This window comes from Streptomyces sp. NPDC001513, assembly GCF_042894695.1.
Taxonomy (GTDB): domain Bacteria; phylum Actinomycetota; class Actinomycetes; order Streptomycetales; family Streptomycetaceae; genus Streptomyces.
In genome coordinates, this window is sequence record NZ_JBIAVU010000017.1 from 29682 (window position 1) to 49227 (window position 19546).

The window sequence follows — 19546 nt, forward strand, 5'->3', positions numbered from 1 at the left end:
TTCCCTTTGAGGTGAATCTGAGATTCCTGTGTGACCTGGGGCACAGTTCCGGGCGATCGATTGATCACTACACGCATTCATGAACAGAATTCCTAGGTCATTGAGCGAAGCCCGTCGGTGCCTGAAAGTCCTGGCGGGCGAACTCTGGAATGTTGAAAAATGGAGTGTCATGAATCTCGATATTTTCCGGCCGAAGCGGCGTGAAATCACTACGATTCTGGCCGCATCGGGTGTGGCTGTCGCCCTGACTGCGACCATGGGCACCGGGGTGTCTCATGCGGAAGGAAGTTCTCCGTTAGGTGTCCCCACCAGCTCGATCTCCGCGGACGGCAAGTTCTTCACCCCGGGCCCGAACACCGTAGTCAAGAGGACTGAGGCCCCGGCCGAAAACAGCCAGCTGTCGGCCGAGACCACTTCCCCGATAGCCCCTGCGCCGACAGGTGCGGAGGCCTTCTACCGCATCAAGAACGGCCACTGGATCGCCCAGTCCTGCGGGACTGACATCATTCAGCAGACCAGCGGGCAGGGTAAGGCCACGCTCGTCCTGTCGGTCGACAAGAGCGTCGCCGCCACCGTCACGAAGGAGGTCAACGTCGACCTCAAGTACGTCTCGATGGGCCTGGGCTGGAGCGTCACCAGCACCTACGGTGTCAAGAACGAGTCGCGCTACGAGGTGCCCGAAGGCAAGTGGGGGGCCATCCAGGCCTTCCCGCTCTACGACATCTACGAAGGCGAGGCCTGGTCCGGCGCCGGCGGCGACCTGCCCACAGGGAAGAGGGTCTGGGCCTACAAGCCTGTGGGGGTCTGCTTCAATCAGTGGACACAGTAACGAAGCCCTGAAGATACGACCTGAATGAGGTGCAGCCCCATGGCTCGAAATCATCGGACTCTAGCCATCGGGGCTGCCTTCATATTCTTACTCGCAGGGTGCGAAAGTGGCGTCCATCCCGGTGGCGAAGAATCTTCGAATGGAAGCCACTCCACCCCTCTGGCCGAGCTGGAATCGATTCCTGTCGCGGATGATCCGCTAACCGATATACCGGGCCCCGTTAAGATCCTTTCAGAGCTTCAGTACCGACAGAATCGTCTTATCGCCTATGTCAATGCCGACTCCTGCGGAATCCTGGCCACGCCCGAGGACGACCCCAAGGCGAATCGAATTCATCTGGTCTCGAAGCGGCCTGCTGAAGGCGAGGGGAGCAACAGCTACCCTGCAGGACCGTACAACAGTGCCTCAGGAACTGGTGGCCCGAAAATCTGGGCATCCCTCCTGTGCAGCAAGAGCGCCATGGTCATTGAATACGCCTCGGATGAACAAGGTGCCCCAGAACACGCACGCGGCCAGGTCACCGTCACACAGGTCACCAACAGCCCTGCAACCTCGCGAATCACCATCGGGGACTCGCAGACGCGAAAGCAGATCGAGAACTGGGTGAAAGACTCAGGCAAGCCGGCCCATACACCCGCCGCCCAGTAGCGCATCGATCCCGGGCAGGAAACCGGTGTTCCACGCCTGCAGACCCTGCAGCGTGCGACGAGCAAGGCACAGGCCAGTCCGGAGAGGCGGCATGGGCTCGCGTACCTGGCGACGGTGCCCCAGGCTCTCGCCGACCGACCAGGCTGCCCACACACCAGCGCGTCCCGTTGACCACCTCAAGTGGGGCCGCACCCAAACCGCCTGCCGCCGCCAGACCATCACCGATCCGAACCGCCTGGCCAGATCCCCAAATACGATCCTGGTCCTTTCCATGCCGATCTGGCGCGGGTATCCGTCGAGCGTGGCCCAGCGCGTCCGCAGGAGGTACGAGGGTGACGTTTGCGGCGGGCTCAGCTGACAGCGCGTTCGACGGTGGAGAGCACCCGCACCAGTGCCGGTGACGCGGGGGCCGACGCGAAGCCGAAGCGCACTGGCGGAATGACGGGAGCCAGTGCGCCGAGGTCGGTCCCGTCGAAGGAGGTTCGGGCGGTTGCGATCGGCCACAGGCCGCCTGCCGCATACCACTGGCGACATCCTGGGCGCGAGCTGCCCCGGGTACGTACGCCGGACATCAGGCGTACGGGCACGTCTGTCACGGTCGCCCACAGCGGCCGTCGAGCGAGCGGCCAGGGGACAGCCCGCAGGGCCAGGCCGAGGGCTCCCTGATGCCCGACCCGGAAGCGCAGGTCAAGGGGTCCCGCCTCGACGTCCCACACGCTGTCGCGAATCTGCACTCCCACGGGGTCCGTCCGGACCTCGTCGAAGTGATAGGTCCCGGCGATGTACTCCGCCGTCCGGGCGGTGGGGGCGAGCAGTGTGCGCCACCCGTCGGCGCGCTCCAGCATCACGTCACTGAACGGCCCGAAGGGTGACCGCGGCCAGTGGCCCACGATCACGCGCGTACCGGACCCCGTGCCGACGGCGGCGATCCAGCCGTTCGCATCCCACGCCACACCCGTACCCCGCTGCCCGGCTGCCCACACCGCCTGGCCGGGCGCGGACGGTCGCTGCTACGGCCTCGACTCGTAGACACCTTGATCAAGGTCGCCGCCTCGAATCGCCTCGGCGATGCGCAGCGCCACCGGATCGGCGGTTACCGCGCCGGCCGTGGCGGCCACTGGCGCGACGAACGGCGATATGTGCTGGAGACCATCGGCGCTGTCCTCTTTTTGCGCGGAGAACAGATCAGGCTGATCCGACACGCGCCCCCCTCACTCCCCCGCCCCGGACCGATCGACCAAGCATGGCTGTCGATGGCGTCAACGCGCCTGGAAACGAGCCAACTTGTACTTGATCATCGACAGGAGGCTCTTCACCCGAGACCGCACGATCGTCACGATCTCGAAGTACGCCGTCGCCCTGAGGCGGCAGTCGCAGAGGATCTTCCAGGTCTTCATGCGGGCGAAGACGTGCTCGACGCGGGATTGGCCCTCCGGCTGTAGGACAGCAGAGGCGCTGACAGGGGCGGTACGGTCGCCAGGACGTGCCGGGCGGCGGCCTTCGGCTCCGCGTCGAGGTTGCTGCCTGTGCTGCTCGGGAAGGGGTGTCTCAAAGAGTCTCGTGCGAGTACGACAAGAGCCTCCTGTTGGCTGTGGCGGCACCGATTGGGGCTGCGCCGTACGCGGACGGCCAAAGGCCGGGAGCCGAACTACTCGCCGCGCTGCGCTCCTATCGGCAGGCCACCGGACGCCTCGCACCCGGCAGGACGCGGAGCGGGCCTTGACCCGCAGCAGCTGGCCATGATCGGCCCGGGCTGGAACTGCCACTTGGCCGCTGCCCTCCGAGCGCCGGAATTCGGACATGCTTAGCCGTTCAGTGCCGAAAATGGAGCGCCATCAGAAGACTGGTGAGACTGTAAGTCTGCCGCGATGGGGGATGTGGAGCTGTGGCACAGCAGCGTAGGGGGTATTACCGGGCACGGCACTACGTGCAGCCGTCGTCGGCGTCAACCAGCCGGTGGAAGAAACCGTCCACCGGCGCAATCCTGGTAGTCGGTCTTCTGGTGATCGCCGGGTGGAACACGCTATTCGGGAGCGACACGGGGGAGAGCCCTCAGCCTCTTCCTTCCGGGGCCTCTGCCCCGGCTGACCCGGGTCGGTGACTGCGTCCCGGCCAAAGGGCGGAGAACCTCCTCCGTGTCTTCCCGTGCTCAGCGGTGCCGCCCTGCGGCGTAGCGATAGCCCTGTGGTGTGGCGCGGTGGCGTTGTGGCGCAGTTCCTGCCAGGTTCCGTGCCATTGCTGGATCTGGTCGTCGGGGACACTGCATGCGGCCAGATAGACGGCTGTGGTGTTCCAGGTGGCGGGAAGTGTGTCGCGGTTGGTCAGTCTGCTGACGGTGCCTGTGGAGATACGTCCGGCGGAGCGGCGGCTGATCTCCTGCTGGGTCAGTCCGCTGATTTCTCTGACCGCCGCAAGGTTCGTGACGAAGCCGGTGATCGTGCGGATCGAGGTCGGGTCGGGCCACAGTCGGTGCTCTGGCTCCAGTCCGGCTTCGGCGGTGACGGGTGTGTTGGGAAGGTCTGCATGGTTGCGTCCCAACGCCACTCGGGCTCCGGTGTTGCGATTTCTGGCCTGGGGAACAGGATGCGCCCGGGCTTCCAGAGTCAGGCGCAGGTGCCGGTAGATGGTCTCCAGGTCGAGTAGGGGCGGCCCGCCGGGGATGCCGTGGCGCAGCGCTTCAAGAAGGGCGCCCGTGAACGCTGTGTGAGCGTCGCCGACCGGGGCCAGGGCCGTGCGCGTCTCGGCGGAAGCTGCGAGGAGGAAGGTACCTTCCACTGCGGCCTGGTCGGCGAGGCCCTGGGATGTGCTCATCCTGCCGAGGGCGAGGCCGCTGTAGCAGCAGTCGAGGAGGACGATGTGCCGCTGTGCACGGGAGTCCAGGAGGATCTGGCGCAGCCAGTCATAGGTGAGGCTGGTCTCGACCCGGCCGGGCTGTGTGTGCGGCAGAGCCAGGGTGAGGGCGTCGTGGGGGTCGATGAGGCCGTGGCCGGCGTAGTAGACGATGAGCGTGTCAGTGGCCTCTGCCGCTGCCTGGCGCAGTGGATCCATCACGGTGGCCGGGTCGGGCGGATTCTCGACAACGGTCACGTGCGGGGCCGGCATACGCAGGGACAGCGGGCCTCTCAAGAGGGATGCGAGGGCGGTCACGTTGTTCGAGACGGCCGGCAGCTGCTCGAGGTGGTCGTAGCGGCTCGTACCAATGAGTACCGCGCGTGACGCCCCCGGGTCGGGCAAGACACTCACGTGTCCCGGTCCTCCTCCGCGGCAGAGTCCAGTGCTCTGGTTGCTCGTTCGATCTCATCGGCTGTGCAGTCGGTGAGGATAACGACCGTGTCGCCGCGGTGAATCTCTATCCGCGGTCGCTGCGGCCGGGTCTGCCGCCACGCCACCAGAGCCAGCACGAACGACGCCGCACTCCACCCGTTCCCCGTTACCAACTGCAGCACGTCGAGCGCGGAGCCCATCGCCCCCGGCCGAGGATCGTTCCCCCGCACATCGGTCACAGCCGTCCTGCGCACATCTGGGTCCGAACGAAGCCAGCTCTGCATCGAACGCAGTTCCCCCGCGCCCGACTCCAGGTGCACCTCTAACCGCACCTACGCCTCCTGCAACCGACCAGGGCGCCGCCCCGCTGACGGCGTTCTGTTCACATCGTCGTGCACCGGATCGCACCTCGCCTCGCACTCCGAAAAATCGCCCTCCACCGAGGGCGCGGCACGCAGGATTGGAGGTGGGTTTTACGGGATGGCGGTGGCCGATATGGCAAGAGACCTCCCGGGCACGGAGCGCGCACATACGGACGCGGCGGTGCCTCATATCGAACGTGCTGACCCCCGCCTTGGCTGGCTGCGCCGTGCCGGTGTCCCGTCGCCGACCCAGGTAACCAGGAAAATCCCCGGCTTCAAAGCCAGTCGCATCAAGGCCTGCGTAGGGACCGGAAGCGAAGCAGGGGGCTCTCTTTTCCCTTCTCCGGGGTGTAGATGCTGACCCCCATGACGATCTGCGACGGGTCCGCCTCTCCCTCCTTGGCGGAGCCGTCTTCCCCTTCGTGAATGGGGTACAGGAGCACCGCCCCCAGGGGCGACGGCGCCCCGTCGCCCCGGCCCATCGCGGCCTCGACAGCAGACTCGTGCGACGGGTTCGTGAACCTGCCAAAGCCGTCGCCTCGGCGCGCTCGGCTGAAGAGAGGTAGCGATTCGAAGCCGAGAACCGATGCCGTGGGGCCGTCGCCGGCGGGGTGCGGAACGACCAGCAGCCACTGGCTCCCGGGCTCCCGTCCCAGCTGCTCCAGGTACGAGAGGTGCGGACGAAGCTTCGGTCCGGCCCCTTCCAGCGCAGAGAGGGCATCCATCAGGCGGGCGTGCGGGACCAGGCCGGTGCGGGCACGGAGGGAGGCGGAGCGACCGCTGAGCACGCGGGGCTCCGCCAGAACATCCAGCAGTGGCCGCCACTGCTGGATGTTGCGGGCTTTCGCCACAGCGTCCACGGGGTAGGCAAGCGGCTCGATCCACCGGCCGGGTGAGCGGATCTCAACCAGTTCGGCGTTGAACAGGGCGCTCCGTCGCTGCTCCGCATCCAACGCGCCCAGGTGCTGCGCGAGCAGCGGGGGCACTTGGTCGGGCGTGAGTTGTGGCCTGCCGTCGACCTCGACGGCGTAGCGTGCCATGTCCTCCTCGAACGAGCGCTGGTCGCGGAAGATCGCAGCGAAGGCGTCGAAGACACCTCCGCCGGTATCGCCTGGGACCTGCGCGAAGTAGAGCCGCATCAGGTCCCGGTAACCGACACGGAAGCCGGCCCAGCGTCCGATCCCGGACAGTGCCACCGCGCTATCGGTGCGAGGCCCCTGGTAGATGACTGTCAGGCCCTCGACAGTGCCGCCGTGGGAGAGCCGTGAGCCGCAGACAAGGATCTTCCAGATGTGTCGTCGCGTGAAATCCAGCTCGTACCTGTCGTGTTCGCCGTCCGTGTATCTACTCTCGATCACGACGGCGTTGCCGTCGGAGTCGATCCGCGACCACGCGGCACTGACGTACGGTGCGAGCTCGTCGAAGGACTCGGGGACGGGAAAGCCGTCGGCCCGTTCACAGGAAACGGGCTCGACGTCTCTTTCGTACAGCTCGCGGAGACGTCCCAGACCCTCGGCCCGGTCGTACGAGCCCTCGTACCAGAGGCGGCGCAAGCGCGCTGCGTGTTCCCGCTTTCGGCCAATGAGATCCGAAGAGTGAACGATCATGGTGTGGTGGCGGTAGCCGGTTCGTGCTTCGATCTCGCCCCGCGCCGCGCGGTACAGCTTCACCGCGCCGGTCAGGACGAACATGTCCATCGCCTGTCGTTCGCCCTGGTCATCATCCTTGTCGCGGAGCACGAGATTACGGACGTGCGCCTTCTCCTGGGAGTTGGCGAAGGTCCGCTGCTCTGCCGGGACGTCCGAGTCGATGTCGTGGAAATCCCCCACACCCACGTAGCCGGCGGGGCGCGGCAGGGAGACGATGAAATCCCTCGGGAACAGGTCCTCCGAGGCGGCCGAGTCCATGAGGGTACCGACGAACGGTGACGTGGCGTAGGCGACATACTGCGCCCTGGGCATAAGGCCCAGCAGCTCCGCCATGGTGGCCTGGACGGACGTGAGGCCCGCCTTCCCTGTCCCGGTCGCCTTCCTGTGGGTGTTCACAGCGCCCGGATCCCATTCCGTGCTGTCGTCGATGATCAGCGTAGGGATCTCCGCCAGCGGCAGGTGAATGCTCTTCAGGTCCTTGACCAGCTTGGACAGAATGGTCTTGTTCTTCTTCACAACCATGAGCCGTGCGGACGCAGCGTGCAGGTTCTCGGGGTCGTGCAGCGGCAGCCCCGGCATCCGCTTCTCAAACTCGACCGCGGCGAGCTCCTGGCGCAGGCCGGTGTAGTCGTTGTCGCGCGTCGTAAGGCGGACGATGTCGAACCCGCCATCCGAGGCGGGACGTCGGCCGTGCCGCAGGAACCCGTCCGCCTTGAACCAGTCGGGATCGTCCACGTACTCGGAGTCCTCGGACTGGCCCGCGCCGCGCAGGATGTTCTCCCGCCCCACCAGATCGCGGTCGAGGGTCCGCTGCAGCTGGTACCGCAGCGCGTTGGTCGGTCCCGTCAGCACAATGACGAGGCGGTAGCCCGCGTCGACCGCTTTGGCCACGGTGCCAATGATGTGGGCGCTCGCGCCTGACTGCACGGGCGCGATCACCAAGCCCTTGGACTGGTAGGCCTCCGCCGCGCTCGGGTCGGCCAGCTTCTCCACCACCTGGTTCGTCGCCTCGTCCAGGCCTGCCACCCTGGATGCCTGCCACCCCCGCCGCGCCAGGAGGTCGGCGTACGCGGGCCAGTACTGACCCCGGTCGGGTCGTGGCTCCGGGCGGTACCACGGGGCAAACGCCGACCGAATCACCACGGGACCGCCGCCGTCCCGGGGTCCGGCCTCGGCGAGCAGCTTCCCGATGCGCCGCGCGAGCTGATCGCGCTCCTGCTCGACTCGGGCCAGCTCCTGCTCGCGCTGGTGCAGCCGGTGGCGCAGGGAGTCCATCTCGGCCGCGGTACCGTTCGTGTCCGCGGCGGCTCGGCTGTTCTCTACCTCGCGCAGGCGCTCCTCCAGCTCGCGCCGGCTACGCTCGAGGAGCCGTATGCGGCCAGCCGGATCCATGCGGCTCTCTTCGTCCTTGCGGAACAGCGCCCACACCCGGGCTGTCTCCTCATCGGGCAGCGGCGGGCGAGGGGGCTCACCCGCGTCGTGGAGGAGGTTCTTCACGAAGTCCTCCTGGGCGGCGCGCTCGCCGCTGAGCGTGCGGCTTACGGAGCTGGCGGCGCGCGCCTCCTTGCTCGCGTACGCCCGCAGGGGCATCTCCAGCCGCTGGAACAGCTCACGCAGGGCAAGAGCAAGTTCGCGGCGCTCCGGGCCCGCGTCAGGATGGAGCGGGCCCAGGGAGGCGGTTCCGCTTCGGCGTCTGCTGGTCGTCACCCGTCCAGTGTCGGACACCACTCGGCCTCACAGGACTGTTGCGCATGAATTGGCAACGCGTTGCGCACCATTGGCAACTGTTGCGCGCTGCGCACCACCCTCCGCGCCCCTCAAGCTCGCAGCATGACCCAGACGGCTCCCGAAGCCCCCCAGCGCAAGACCTCCCGCCTCCGCCGCACCGCCGCGGTCGTAATCCTCAGCTTCGTCGGCGGAATCTCCACAGGCCTGGGCCGCATCGCAGGAGCGGAGCTGCTCGACTGGCTGCAGCTGCTGCTCTAACAGCGCAGCACCCAAACATGCTTTGCCTGATGATCAGTCATTAGGATGCAACGTATGCACGGCCCGGCGCGGTGATCTTCCTCAGCAGCCTGCATCAACTCCATTTACACCAGCGTAGGTTGGAATCGCAGGTTTCAAGGACATCGGCTCTCGACGGCGGTTTGATGAGCCTATGCAGGAGTGGAAGAGATACGCGCTCGTCGTATGCGCAGCCGTCTGCGGGACGGCGGCCGCGTGTCTGGTGGTGGTCGCCGTCTTCATGGACCTCGAGGCGGCGGATCGGCTCGGCAGCGTTATGGGGGCGGTCGCCGGGCTCGCGGGCCTGGCTGTCTCTGTGTGGGCGCTCGCCGGCTCCAGACACCTCTCGGTCGAGGCACGCGACGGTGCTGTGGCGTCGGGTGGACACGTAGGACGCGTCATCTCCGGCCATCGGAACGAAGCGGCGTCACCACCGGCAACACCGCTCCACAGTCCGCCCGCAAGCAGCATCGTGCGTGCCTCGGGAGCGGGCAGCACGGCCGCCGCGGGAGACATCGGTGAGGTCATCACCGGGGACGGCAACCGCTCATGATTCCCGTATGGGGGCGCCGGGACCACGGAACGCAGGACGACGGTGGGGGCATTCCCCGGACGCCGCGCGGCGGGGTGCATGCGAGCAAGGAGTCGGTCGCCGCAGGCGGAGACATCGGCACGGTCATCAGCGGCGACGGCAACGCCGTCACGCATTTCTACGTCCTCCCCTCGCCGCAGCCCGGCAGCAGCACGGGTCAGGAATCACCCGTCGCCCGTCTTATCAACGAGTGCCACCCGCTCGACCTGGAGGTGCACCACGCGATCCGTGCCGTCTCCGGGAGTGATGAGCTTCCCGCCTACCTGCCGCGCGAGCACGACGCCCACCTGCGGCGCGTCGTGGACGCTGCACGGGGCGGCAGGAGCCAGCTGTGCGTGCTGGTGGGTGAGTCCTCCACCGGCAAGACCCGTGCGTGCTGGGAGGCCGTCCAACCGCTGGCGGACGAGGGCTGGCGGCTGTGGCACCCGTTCGACCCAACCCGAGCCGAGGCAGCACTGGCCGGCCTGGCTGCCGTAGGGCCAAAGACCGTAGTCTGGCTGAACGAAGCGCAGCACTACCTGGCCCCTCCCACCGTCGGAGACCGGATCGCCGCGGCCCTGCGGACTCTGCTGACCGACACCGAGCGCGCTCCAATCCTGGTGCTTGGCACACTCTGGCCCGTGCACTGGGACCAGCTGACCTCCCTGCCCACCAAGCCGGAGCACGATCCGCACGCCCAGAGCCGACATCTGCTGACAGGTCGGCAAGTACACGTGCCGGGCGCTTTCACCACACACGACCTCGTCGCCCTGCGCCACGCTGCGGAGACGGACGAGCGCCTCGCACAGGCCCTGGCAGGGGCATCTGACCGCCGCATCACCCAGTTCCTGGCCGGTGTCCCAGCACTGCTGGACCGGCACAGGCATGCCAGCCCAGCTGCCCGAGCAGTCCTCGACGTCGCCATGGACGCGCGCCGCCTGGGCTGCGGATCAGACCTTCCCGCAACGTTTCTCGAGGAGGCGGCCACCGGCTACATGCCCTATTCAGTGTTCCAGTCTCTGGACGACGGCTGGTTCGAACACGCTCTCACCTATACCGGGCGTCCCGTCCACGGCAACGCAGCACTGCTGCACCGGACACGCCGCACCCCAAGCTGCCACAACGACCGCTCCTTCCGGCTGGCCGACTACATGGAACAGCACGGCCGCAGGACACGAAGCCATCTGTGCCCGCCTGCCTCATTCTGGGAGGCAGCCCTGCAGCACCTGTCACGACGCACCGATGTCAGCGCGCTGGCATCAGCAGCCTCAGCCCGATGGCGGCTGCGCTACGCCGACCTTCTGACAGAGCGCGCCCGTCAACTGCCATGGACCGGACCCGCCATCGGCCCGGACGCGCATCCCCTCGAGGACGACTGGCTCGACAGAGACGCCAATTGGCCGGCCGAACATCTCACCTGCCGGGCGCTGACCGACCTCGCCTTCACCGCCGCCGAAGCCTCCGACTACGAGGAAGCTGCGGCCTTGGCGCTACAGGCCGCCGAATGCTGCCAGCCGGAAGCGCTCGCTGAGATCGCGCTGCAGCACGAAGAGGCCGGACTGACCGTCGAAGCATCCGACCTGGCTCACCACGCCGCAGCCAACGGAGCCCCCACTTGCTTGAGCCGCCTGGCGGTGATGCGAGAAGAGGCAGCCCTACACGACCAGGCAGAGCACTACGCGCGAGCGGCCGCCGAGTACGGGCTGACCAACACACTGGCCGACCTGGCAGTGCGCCGTGAAGCAGTCGGCAACCGAGAGCACGCCCAGGACCTATGGGAAGCCGCCGCTGGGTACGGGCACCCCGAAGCTCTCGCCACCATCGCCCGTTTCCAGTACGAAGCGCACGATGTCGACGGAGCGGCACGAACCGCCCGCGAAGCACTCGACCGGGGAGACGCCGCCCACCCCCGACACCGCGTCGAACCCCTATGGGCGCGGCTATGGCCACACGGCATTGAACCGGACGGCACCGCTACCCTGCCGCCTCACAAGGACCTCTCCTGGTGAGGGCCGCGTGATGTGGGCAGCCACTACCGAACGGACTGCCCACGAAGGCGGCGCGCCGCAAATACGGTGTCGCTGATGACGAACGAGGCCTGTGACGCGGAGACTGCGGCCGACGCTGCAAACCTTGTGCGCAGGTCCCGGCGCTCACCTACGTTCGCGCAGCAGAACGCAAGGCGCATCGTCAGCTGAGCCAGCAGTGGCCATCGACCGCCTGTCCACCCGTGATCGCATGGTCACGGCAGATGCCTGCGCTCGCGAACTACGCATGCCCCGCGTCCACGTAGTACGTCTCCGGAGGCGCCCTGGGAGAACGCTCGCGGGCTCCTAACCGGCCGTGAACGTCCGCAGCGCCCCTACCCGCCAGGAGGGCCAGCACGGATCGGCGCCGGCTGTTGCGCGGGCCGGTGAAAGCGCCGGAGAACTTCAGTGCTGCTGCTTGCAGACGTGTCGCCCTGCGTATCTCCTCGGCGATCGGAGCCTCCTCGTCGCCGCTGACAGCGATCGATCCCATGGAAAGAAACCGACCGCGGGGCTGGCCGTAGAGCTGGTCACCGTCCCACCACGGCTCGTCCAGGGCCACCCACTGCCCAGGGTCCTCGACTTGAGTGGTCGGATGAGGTCGATTGCGGTGGGTGCAGGGGACACTCACGCCTGATCGAGGTCCGATGGGGCGTCACGAGCAGGAGCATAGTGTTCGCATCGTGCAGATGGGCGAGGTGGCACTCCCGGAGGCCCTTGAACTCGAGGGGGGTGCTCCATACGGTTCAAGAAAGCGAAAGAGGTGGGGGCAGACGTTGGCCGGAGTCACTTTGGTTCACGGGATTGGGAACTTGCAGAAGGGCGTGTCGTCGGATCGTGCTGCGACGCTCCTGGCCGGAGCGGCTCGGCCGAAGCTGGAGCTGGGGCTTCGCAAGGCGGGGCTGGCTCATGTCGCGGTGCCGGAAATGGTCATGGCCTACTATGCCGACCTGCTCGCGGATGGGGTGGAATCTCAATCGGGCGCATCCGCCGGGGGCCTGGAAGCCTTGTCGACGGCCGAACTGAGTCTGGCGTGGGAGTGGCTGCTGGCCATGGGTGTACCAGAGCCTGAGGAGCCGCAGGCAGCGTGGCTGGCACCGGTCCGCCAGGGCATGGCGTGGTTGGTCCGCAGGCAGGGGGGGCGCTGAGCTGCCCCAGACATCGTACGCAAAGGTGATGGACCGTCTTGAACGGGTCATCTGCGCTCTGATCCGGGAGGTAGACGCATATACGTCCCGGCCGCAGACGCGTGCAGCAGCCCGCGCTCGCGTCGCGGACGCCATACGGGCCAGCCATTGTCAGGTTGTTGTGGCGCATTCGTTGGGGTCGGTAGTGGCCTATGAAACGCTCCATGCTTTCCCCGAGCTCACGGTCGAGCTGCTGGTGACATTGGGGTCACCTTTGGGGCTCCCCGCTTTGAGTCGCACGCTCGAGCCTGCCTTGCAGAACGGGACGGGCGCCAGACCGCCGGGAGTGGGGCGTTGGGTGAACATCGCAGATGTGGGTGATCTGGTGGCCTTGCCGCCTGAACTCGGAGGCCTCTTCGCGGTGGACGCACATCAGAACACCGATATCGGCCTGTTCGACCCGCACACCCTCGGTGCCTACCTGAGCAACGGAATGGCAGCCGCCGCTATCGCCGCGTATCTTCAAGGCTGACAGGTCATAACGCGGCGTACTCCTAAGCGGTTGCAGCTTCCTGCAGGGCGAAGGCCGCAGCAGTGAGGAGGGCTGCCGCCGGTGCGTTCGTTGGTAATCGGGGCCGGAGGCTCCGCAGCGGTCTTTGTCGACGAGGACGACGTGGCCCTCGGCGAGGAGCCTTTTGCCTACTTGCCCAGTGTGGCTGGCGCTGTCGAGGGGGTCGCCCGTGCGCTGCACCAGGCCGGCGTCCAAGCTAGTGCCCCTGTTCTGAATCCTACGGCCGACGACTTCAGGCATGCATGGGACGCGGCGTTGAGCAGCGCGGCAGGGCGGCCATTGATCGTGCACTTCAGCGGGCACGGTGAGCAGCAGGAAGGCACTCTCTACCTGGCCGTTCAGGGGAGCCAGCGCGGCAGCAGACTGCGGGCCACGAGCGTGGAGGTGAGTGCGCTCGTAAAGGACGCTCAGGCGGCTGCGTCGCCCGTCCTCTTCCTACTCGACGTGTGCCAGGCGGGGCAGGCGGTGACCGAGCAGTTGGTGCGGGAACTCATTCTGACTACTGGTGCCACCCATGGGGCACAGGCCCGCAAGGTGTGGATGATCGGAGCATGTTCGGCACACGAGATCACACGGCAGGCAGTTTTCAGCCGAGCCACCACCGCCGTGCTGCGCCGGCTCGCGGGGGGCCTGTTGGACGTATCCCCTGCCTTGAAGTTCGTGCCGGTGGAGACTTTTGCGGCCGAAGTGGCACGAGAGGTTGCACGCTCGGGTGGGATTGGCCAGTGCGTCGTGCGTACCCCCACCGATGTCGCGCTGGAGGAGGTTCCCGGGTTTTTCCCCAATCATTCTTTCGCGCGGGACGCGCCGAGCCGATTCCTTGCCGGTGTCAGCATGGCTCTGCAGCAGCTCGCGCTGGCCGTCGACCCGGGTGTTGACCTGCTGCACTTCGCGACGCGGGCTGCCGGCAATCAGCGAGTGGACGTCTGCCAGTTCTCGGGCCGCACGGCCCATCTGAAACGTATCCGGGAGTGGATCGACAACGCACAGAGGGATCAGCCGAGGCTCCTGGTCATCACCGGCGGCCCCGGCACGGGCAAGTCTGCTCTGCTCGGCGTCACTGCCTGTCTTCTGCACCCCGAACTACAGCCGCTGAGGCGGCAGGTTCGCGCGCGCCTGCCCGACTTCGATCCTCGCCCCGAGGCGAAGGTTCTCGCGATCCACGCCCGGCAGCTGACGGCACATCAGATTATTCAGTCCCTCTGCCGCCAGCTCTCGGCTCCCGCTTCCGGGACGGGGGTAGGCACCGACGAGCCGGAAGACGGGCAACGGCGAGAAGGCACCACCCATGCGCAAGGAGGCATCGACGACCTTGTCACGCTGATGCGCTTCAGCGGCGCCGTCGTCATCGTCCTGGATGCTCTGGACGAGGCCATCGACCCTGCTGCCGTTGTACGCGACCTCATCACGCCTCTGGTGGGCGACTCCGAGCAGGAGGGCGTGCCCGGCTGCCGCATCATGGTCGGCACGCGGCCGTGGTGGGAAGCCCTGAGCCAGCTCCATGAGCGCGCTTTCAGCACGGTCGGCGACGTGCTCGCACTTGACCCGACGACCGCGGCCGACAGGGAAAGCCTCGCCGGCGACCTGGCTGAGTACCTGAAACAACTGCTGGACGAGCACTACCCGGTCACCACGCCACGCGCCGTCGCCGACCGTCTCGCCACCCATGCGCAGACCGGCGCCTTCCTCATCGCTGCCCTCTTCGCCGACCATCTTGTCCAGCAAGCCATGGCCGGCCGGCCCCTCAGCGATGCCGAGATCCGCACTCGTCTGCCCTGCAGCATCACCGAGGTCTTCGACCTGCACACCCAGAGCCTGGCTGCCACCGACCGCTGGTTCCTGCCGGTGCTTCAGGTCCTGGGGCAGGCCCGCGGCATGGGGATGCCGCTTGCTCTGCTCCACGAGGCAGCCCTGGCACACGCCGCTCTGGCTGACGGCACCAGCCTGGCCCCGACGCAGGACGACACACGCCAAGTCCTGCTCAAAGCCTCGTTCTATCTGCGAACCGCTCCGGACAGCGACCATCGCCTGCTCTATCGATACTTCCACCAGGCCCTCAACGAGCACACGACGGCTGCCATCGACGCGGTGGCCGTGCACAAGGCACTGGCGGCCAGCATTCCGCTGTCTGCCGACGGCAGGCCGCAATGGGAATTCGCTCATCCGTATCTCAAGCGTCACGCCGCCGCGCATGCGCTGGCAGCTGGTGTGGAGCACCTTGATGAGCTCCTGAGCGACCCGGGATTCCTGCTGCACGCCGACCCCGACGGTTTGGTCCCCTACCTGCACCATGCGGCGACGGACACGGCGGTTCACCATGCCCACGTCTACCGCAGCACACTCCCCCAGCACCCCAAGCGCAGTGACGTCTCCAGCCGTCGGGGACTTCTCGCCCTCGACGCAGCCGCCTGGCACAATGCCTCCCTGGCCGCGGCACTTGCGCTCCCCCCACTCGAAAACGGGATACCGCCCGCCGTACCGGTCTGGGCGACCAACAGCACCGCCCACCCCGCTCTCCTACATACGTTCAGAGGACTCGCCGGGACGGCGGGTGCGGTGTCCGCTGTGGCCCCGCATCGCGGCGGCGCCCTCGCGGTCAGCTCCGACGGCGACAGAGTCCAGGTATGGGACATCACCACCGGCAAGCAGATGAGCAGCCTCGACCAGCCAGCCCGCGCCCTCGCCACGGTCGCTTTGCTCGACGGCCGCTCCTTGGCGGTAACCTCCGACGGCGGCAAGGCACAGGTATGGAACATCGCCACCGGCGAACCGGTGAGTGCTCTCGACGGGCCAACTCGCTCCATCGCCGCGGTGGCCCTGCCCGACGGCAGTGCCCTCGCCCTCACCACGGACGGCGGCCGGGCCCGGGTGTGGGACCTCATGACAGGGCAGCATCAGCGGTTCCTGTCTACTCGCGGCCGGTCCGGTGCCGCAGTGGCAGCAGTAGCCCTGTCCAGCGGCCGTGCGCTCGGCATCACCGGCGACCGCACCCGAAAGGCACTGGTCTGGGACCTGAACACCGGCAAGCGCCTGATGACCCTGAACAGCCACTCCGCCGCAGTCCGTGCGGTGGCGGCTGTAGCTCTTCCCGATGGTCGCGCGTTCGCGGTAACCGCCAGCATCGGAGGGGCCGCCGTCGTGTGGAACCTCCTGACGGGCAAACAGCACTGCAAATTCAATGGCCATGCCGCTGCCGTCCACAGCGTGGCGACAGTCGTCACCGAAGACGGCCGCCCTCTGGCCATAACCGCCGACCGCACCCGAAAGGCACTGGTCTGGGACCTGAACACTGGCAAGCGCCTCATGTCCTTGACCGGCCAGCATCGCGCGGTGGATGCGGTCACAGCCGTCGCTCTGCCCGACGGACGCGCCCTCGCCATCACAGCGGATCGTGCCGGCCTTGCAACGGTGTGGGACCTGGCCTCCAGTGCCCACCCACAACGGCCGGTGCCCGGCCACAGCAGACCGGTGCAATCGGCACTGACGGCAGCCCTGCCCCATGGCCAAGAGATCGCAATGACATCCGGGGGCAGTGTCACCTTCGTCTGGGACCTCGACACCGGCCACCAACTGCACACGCTCAACGGCCACGAAAGATTTCACACCCTCGAGGTCCTTAAAATCGATGGCCATGGGCTTGCAATGACCACTGACCAGCCGACGCCAGGCAACGAGCTGGTCTGGGACCTTGAGACCGGCGCCTGCCTTACTCCTCGCAAGAATGTTGCCCCCGGCTCCAAGCCAGGCCCTCTACACGTGGCTCTCCCCAAGAAACCCGTGCTGACTATCACCACCGGTCACGGCAGGGTTACTCGTGTTGAAAACCGTGTCACCGGAGAGGTCGCGCACACGGCAGCTCGTTCCCGATGGACGACCAATCGACGGGTCATGCTCCACGATCCTCAGGATGGCGGGAGTTGGATCTTCTGGGATCCCGCCACCGAATCGATGCGTAGGGCGGTGATCGGATCACCCCGATCACCGCAGTTGGAAGACCTGCTCGAGAGATGGCAGAACTACCCGCGGCATCAACGTGCCGAGATCCGAGGATGGCTGCGCTCGATCAACGTCAGACGAGAACTGCTCGAACTGCGGCACGCCAATCCATGGACGCGATACGCCTTGCTGGAGCAGCTGCGCTGGAACCACCATCCCTTCTCCCGGCATGCTCTCTCTACGGCTGAGGCCGAACTCCTCCGCCACGATCCCGAAAACATCGATGACTTGGACCGCTACCTCCACTGGGACACCCTAGATGCCTCGAAGAATCGAGTCTTCGCAGTCATCGATGACAGGTATGGTCCCGAAGTTTGGGAACTAACAGGACATCGAGACATCTGCCGCCTACGGCATTACACCAGTTCGGTGAATACGATGACCATCACACATCTCCCTGATGGACGCCATGCAGCTGTCCTCGCCAACCATGAAGGGGAGATACGCGTCTGGGACCTCGCCGAAGACCGCCAAATCGGCTCTCCCCTCACCCTGCCCAGGCCAGCGCAGGTCGTGACCGCGACGACTGCTGGGCTCATCGCCGGATACGGGTCAGAGGTCGCTTACCTGTCATGGAATACAAACAAAGAAGGCCCACTAATCACACGGTGATCGCCTGGTCGGTCGGCACGCGACAGCTTCGACGCAGCCGTTCAAGTCGCGGTCCCTTCGCCTCCATATCAGTGCGACCGTGCCTCGATCCCCTCGATCGGATATCGAGGCAAAGGCACCCCCGACCCGGACCCCACACCCAATCCGGGAAGCGGCCAGCGAACATCATCTAGTTCAGATCCAGCCACAGCAGCCACGTGCATGAACAGGACAGCCTCACCGCCCACGGTCCAAGACGAGATAGCGAGGGGCAACAATCGGAGGCACCAGGCCCATGGCCCAGGCGCGCAAGGATTCAGCCCCGGACATCGCTCCAGCCAGACGCAAACCACTTAGTGAAGACGTTCTCACCGCATCTGCAACAATCTCAACCAACCTGCAAGACTGCAGTTCAGACCTGCCCTCATGACTCGTAACGTCTCTCAGTACCGTCTCAAGGCATCTACAGGCCCCCCGGTCTGAGGCGCACGGCCACCTCAACATCGATGAGACCTCACAGTCGCAGTGCAGGCACTGGCTCAGGACTTGGTGGCCGCGATCGACAACCACGTCTGCGAGGCCTGCCGTCCCACCTGACAACAGACCCGCTGTCGCTCTCCCGGCGACCGTCCATTGACGAGCAGGTCCGCGTCCCGAAATCGATCGGATGTCTCTCCGTGGACCTGGTAGAACCAGGTCCACACGGCACTGGGCCGCGAATTTGGGGGCATCATGGCGGGACCCGCAGTGGGACTGTGGCTCTTTGAGCACCGCAGCTTTGAAGAGATACGCGCCGGTGTGATCCCGTGGCTGGAGACGTTCTGCGGACCGGTCGAAACCGGGGCTGACGGAGACTTGGCCTTCCGAGTCCGAGAGCCTGCAGGCCTCGGTCTGCACGCCCTCGAAACGGCCGAGGCGGGCATGTTCTTCCTCTCGGAGGACGACTGCATACCGGCAGACGACGAGGACTACTCCGAATTTTTGCTGCCGCCGGTTCAGGGCCTCATCCTCGCCGCCGGCTGTTCAGGGCAGGTGAACCACATTCTGCTCGGTCACCTCGCCCTTGCCTTCGCCCAACGGCTCCACGCGACGATCGACTTCGACGGCGTCCTTGGATACACCCCTGACGATCGGGCCAAAGAAGCTGCGGACTTGGCCCGAGCGCGGGCGCTGGTGGCAACACTCCCTGGCACCGTCAGGGAAGTCTCCTACGACACGGGCGGCGGCGACCGCTGGATCCGGCATGTCGGCGATCTGCAGTTCCTCAGGGCCTGGCTGCAGCACCCAGACTTCCGCCTCGTCAAGTAGGCCCAGGTGATCGGGGTCTCGGTGACGGGCCCGGGTTCGTGCCCCTCCCCTGTAAGCGAACGCTCCCATCACCCTCCGCGACCGCTCCCCAAGATCTGTGCCAGAACCTCGTTTTCACCTACGCAGCCAGGAAGCAGTTCCTGCGGTGACCACTGCTCGTTGAGTCGGTTGATCTGGGCTTGGTCCACGAGCTGCCCGAAAGCGTCCTTGAGCTGTTTCCTCAGTGACGGCCAGGTGGGGGGGTTCGGCAGCTTCCTGCTGCCGTTCCCTTTCCGTAGCGCGTGCCCAGTCGGCGACGGCGAACAGTCGGTTCCATGCACTCGTGGACGGGGCTGCTCCCCGTCGACGGCGTGGGCACCGCAACGATGTCGGCGCGCAACGCCTCCCTCACCGTAACCCCCGACGGCTCGGCCCAGCTCGTGGCCATCGGCGACGACGGCAATGTGTACCACCGCATCCGGAACGCGGCGGGCGGCTGGAGCCCGTTCCAGCCCATCGCGGGAGCGGGTGGCGCATCGACCTTCTCCGCTCCGCGCGTCCGTATCGCCGCCCTTCCCGACGGTTCCGCCCAGCTCCTGGTCACGAGCTGCTGACCGACC

15 protein-coding genes are annotated in these 19546 nt (G+C 66.5%); 10 read left to right on the plus strand and 5 right to left on the minus strand.

Annotation, left to right across the window (positions count from 1 at the left end; translation table 11 throughout):
- The first annotated feature begins 100 nt into the window (after nucleotides 1-100).
- Nucleotides 101-829 carry a hypothetical protein gene (locus ACFYZ4_RS32485; RefSeq protein ID WP_390785561.1) on the plus strand — a complete coding sequence of 243 codons (729 nt, stop codon included), beginning with the start codon at nucleotides 101-103 and terminating at the stop codon, nucleotides 827-829.
- Nucleotides 830-868: 39 nt separating this feature from the next.
- Nucleotides 869-1477: a hypothetical protein gene (locus ACFYZ4_RS32490; protein ID WP_390785562.1), complete on the plus strand. Its 609-nt coding sequence runs from the start codon at nucleotides 869-871 to the stop codon at nucleotides 1475-1477.
- Between the two features lie 350 nt (nucleotides 1478-1827).
- Here ACFYZ4_RS32490 and ACFYZ4_RS32495 read toward each other — a convergent pair whose 3' ends face one another.
- The 5 genes from ACFYZ4_RS32495 to ACFYZ4_RS32515 all read right to left on the minus strand — a co-directional run bounded on the left by ACFYZ4_RS32495 (nucleotide 1828) and on the right by ACFYZ4_RS32515 (nucleotide 8459).
- Nucleotides 1828-2430, minus strand: coding sequence for a hypothetical protein (locus tag ACFYZ4_RS32495; RefSeq protein WP_390785563.1), 603 nt, complete (start codon nucleotides 2428-2430; stop codon nucleotides 1828-1830).
- Nucleotides 2431-2487: 57 nt separating this feature from the next.
- A complete protein-coding gene (locus ACFYZ4_RS32500) occupies nucleotides 2488-2679 on the minus strand; it encodes a hypothetical protein (protein WP_390785564.1) in 192 nt (63 codons plus the stop codon).
- A gap of 850 nt (nucleotides 2680-3529) precedes the next feature.
- A complete protein-coding gene (locus ACFYZ4_RS32505; RefSeq protein WP_390785565.1) occupies nucleotides 3530-4720 on the minus strand; it encodes a caspase domain-containing protein in 1191 nt (396 codons plus the stop codon).
- Nucleotides 4717-5073: a hypothetical protein gene (locus ACFYZ4_RS32510; protein WP_390785566.1), complete on the minus strand. Its 357-nt coding sequence runs from the start codon at nucleotides 5071-5073 to the stop codon at nucleotides 4717-4719. Before ACFYZ4_RS32510 ends, ACFYZ4_RS32505 begins: the two co-directional genes overlap by 4 nt.
- Before the next feature lie 320 nt (nucleotides 5074-5393).
- A complete protein-coding gene (locus ACFYZ4_RS32515) occupies nucleotides 5394-8459 on the minus strand; it encodes a Z1 domain-containing protein (protein ID WP_390785567.1) in 3066 nt (1021 codons plus the stop codon).
- A gap of 123 nt (nucleotides 8460-8582) precedes the next feature.
- Here ACFYZ4_RS32515 and ACFYZ4_RS32520 point away from each other — a divergent pair, with 123 nt between their 5' ends.
- The 8 genes from ACFYZ4_RS32520 (at nucleotide 8583) to ACFYZ4_RS32555 (ending at nucleotide 19540) form a co-directional block, all read left to right on the plus strand.
- Nucleotides 8583-8738, plus strand: coding sequence for a hypothetical protein (locus ACFYZ4_RS32520; RefSeq protein WP_266506179.1), 156 nt, complete (start codon nucleotides 8583-8585; stop codon nucleotides 8736-8738).
- Nucleotides 8739-8910: 172 nt separating this feature from the next.
- Nucleotides 8911-9309: a hypothetical protein gene (locus ACFYZ4_RS32525; RefSeq protein WP_390785568.1), complete on the plus strand. Its 399-nt coding sequence runs from the start codon at nucleotides 8911-8913 to the stop codon at nucleotides 9307-9309.
- Entirely contained in the window at nucleotides 9306-11336 is a 2031-nt protein-coding gene (locus tag ACFYZ4_RS32530; RefSeq protein ID WP_390785569.1) for a hypothetical protein, read from the plus strand. Before ACFYZ4_RS32525 ends, ACFYZ4_RS32530 begins: the two co-directional genes overlap by 4 nt.
- A gap of 830 nt (nucleotides 11337-12166) precedes the next feature.
- On the plus strand, nucleotides 12167-12502 hold the full coding sequence (locus tag ACFYZ4_RS32535) for a hypothetical protein (protein ID WP_390785570.1): 336 nt from the start codon (nucleotides 12167-12169) through the stop codon (nucleotides 12500-12502).
- 28 nt (nucleotides 12503-12530) lie between these two features.
- Entirely contained in the window at nucleotides 12531-13013 is a 483-nt protein-coding gene (locus ACFYZ4_RS32540; protein WP_390785571.1) for a hypothetical protein, read from the plus strand.
- Between the two features lie 81 nt (nucleotides 13014-13094).
- A complete protein-coding gene (locus ACFYZ4_RS32545) occupies nucleotides 13095-17660 on the plus strand; it encodes an AAA family ATPase (protein ID WP_390785572.1) in 4566 nt (1521 codons plus the stop codon).
- Between the two features lie 711 nt (nucleotides 17661-18371).
- Nucleotides 18372-18947: a DUF6368 family protein gene (locus ACFYZ4_RS32550; RefSeq protein WP_390785573.1), complete on the plus strand. Its 576-nt coding sequence runs from the start codon at nucleotides 18372-18374 to the stop codon at nucleotides 18945-18947.
- 314 nt (nucleotides 18948-19261) lie between these two features.
- On the plus strand, nucleotides 19262-19540 hold the full coding sequence (locus tag ACFYZ4_RS32555) for a hypothetical protein (protein WP_390785574.1): 279 nt from the start codon (nucleotides 19262-19264) through the stop codon (nucleotides 19538-19540).
- Nucleotides 19541-19546: the final 6 nt, after the last annotated feature.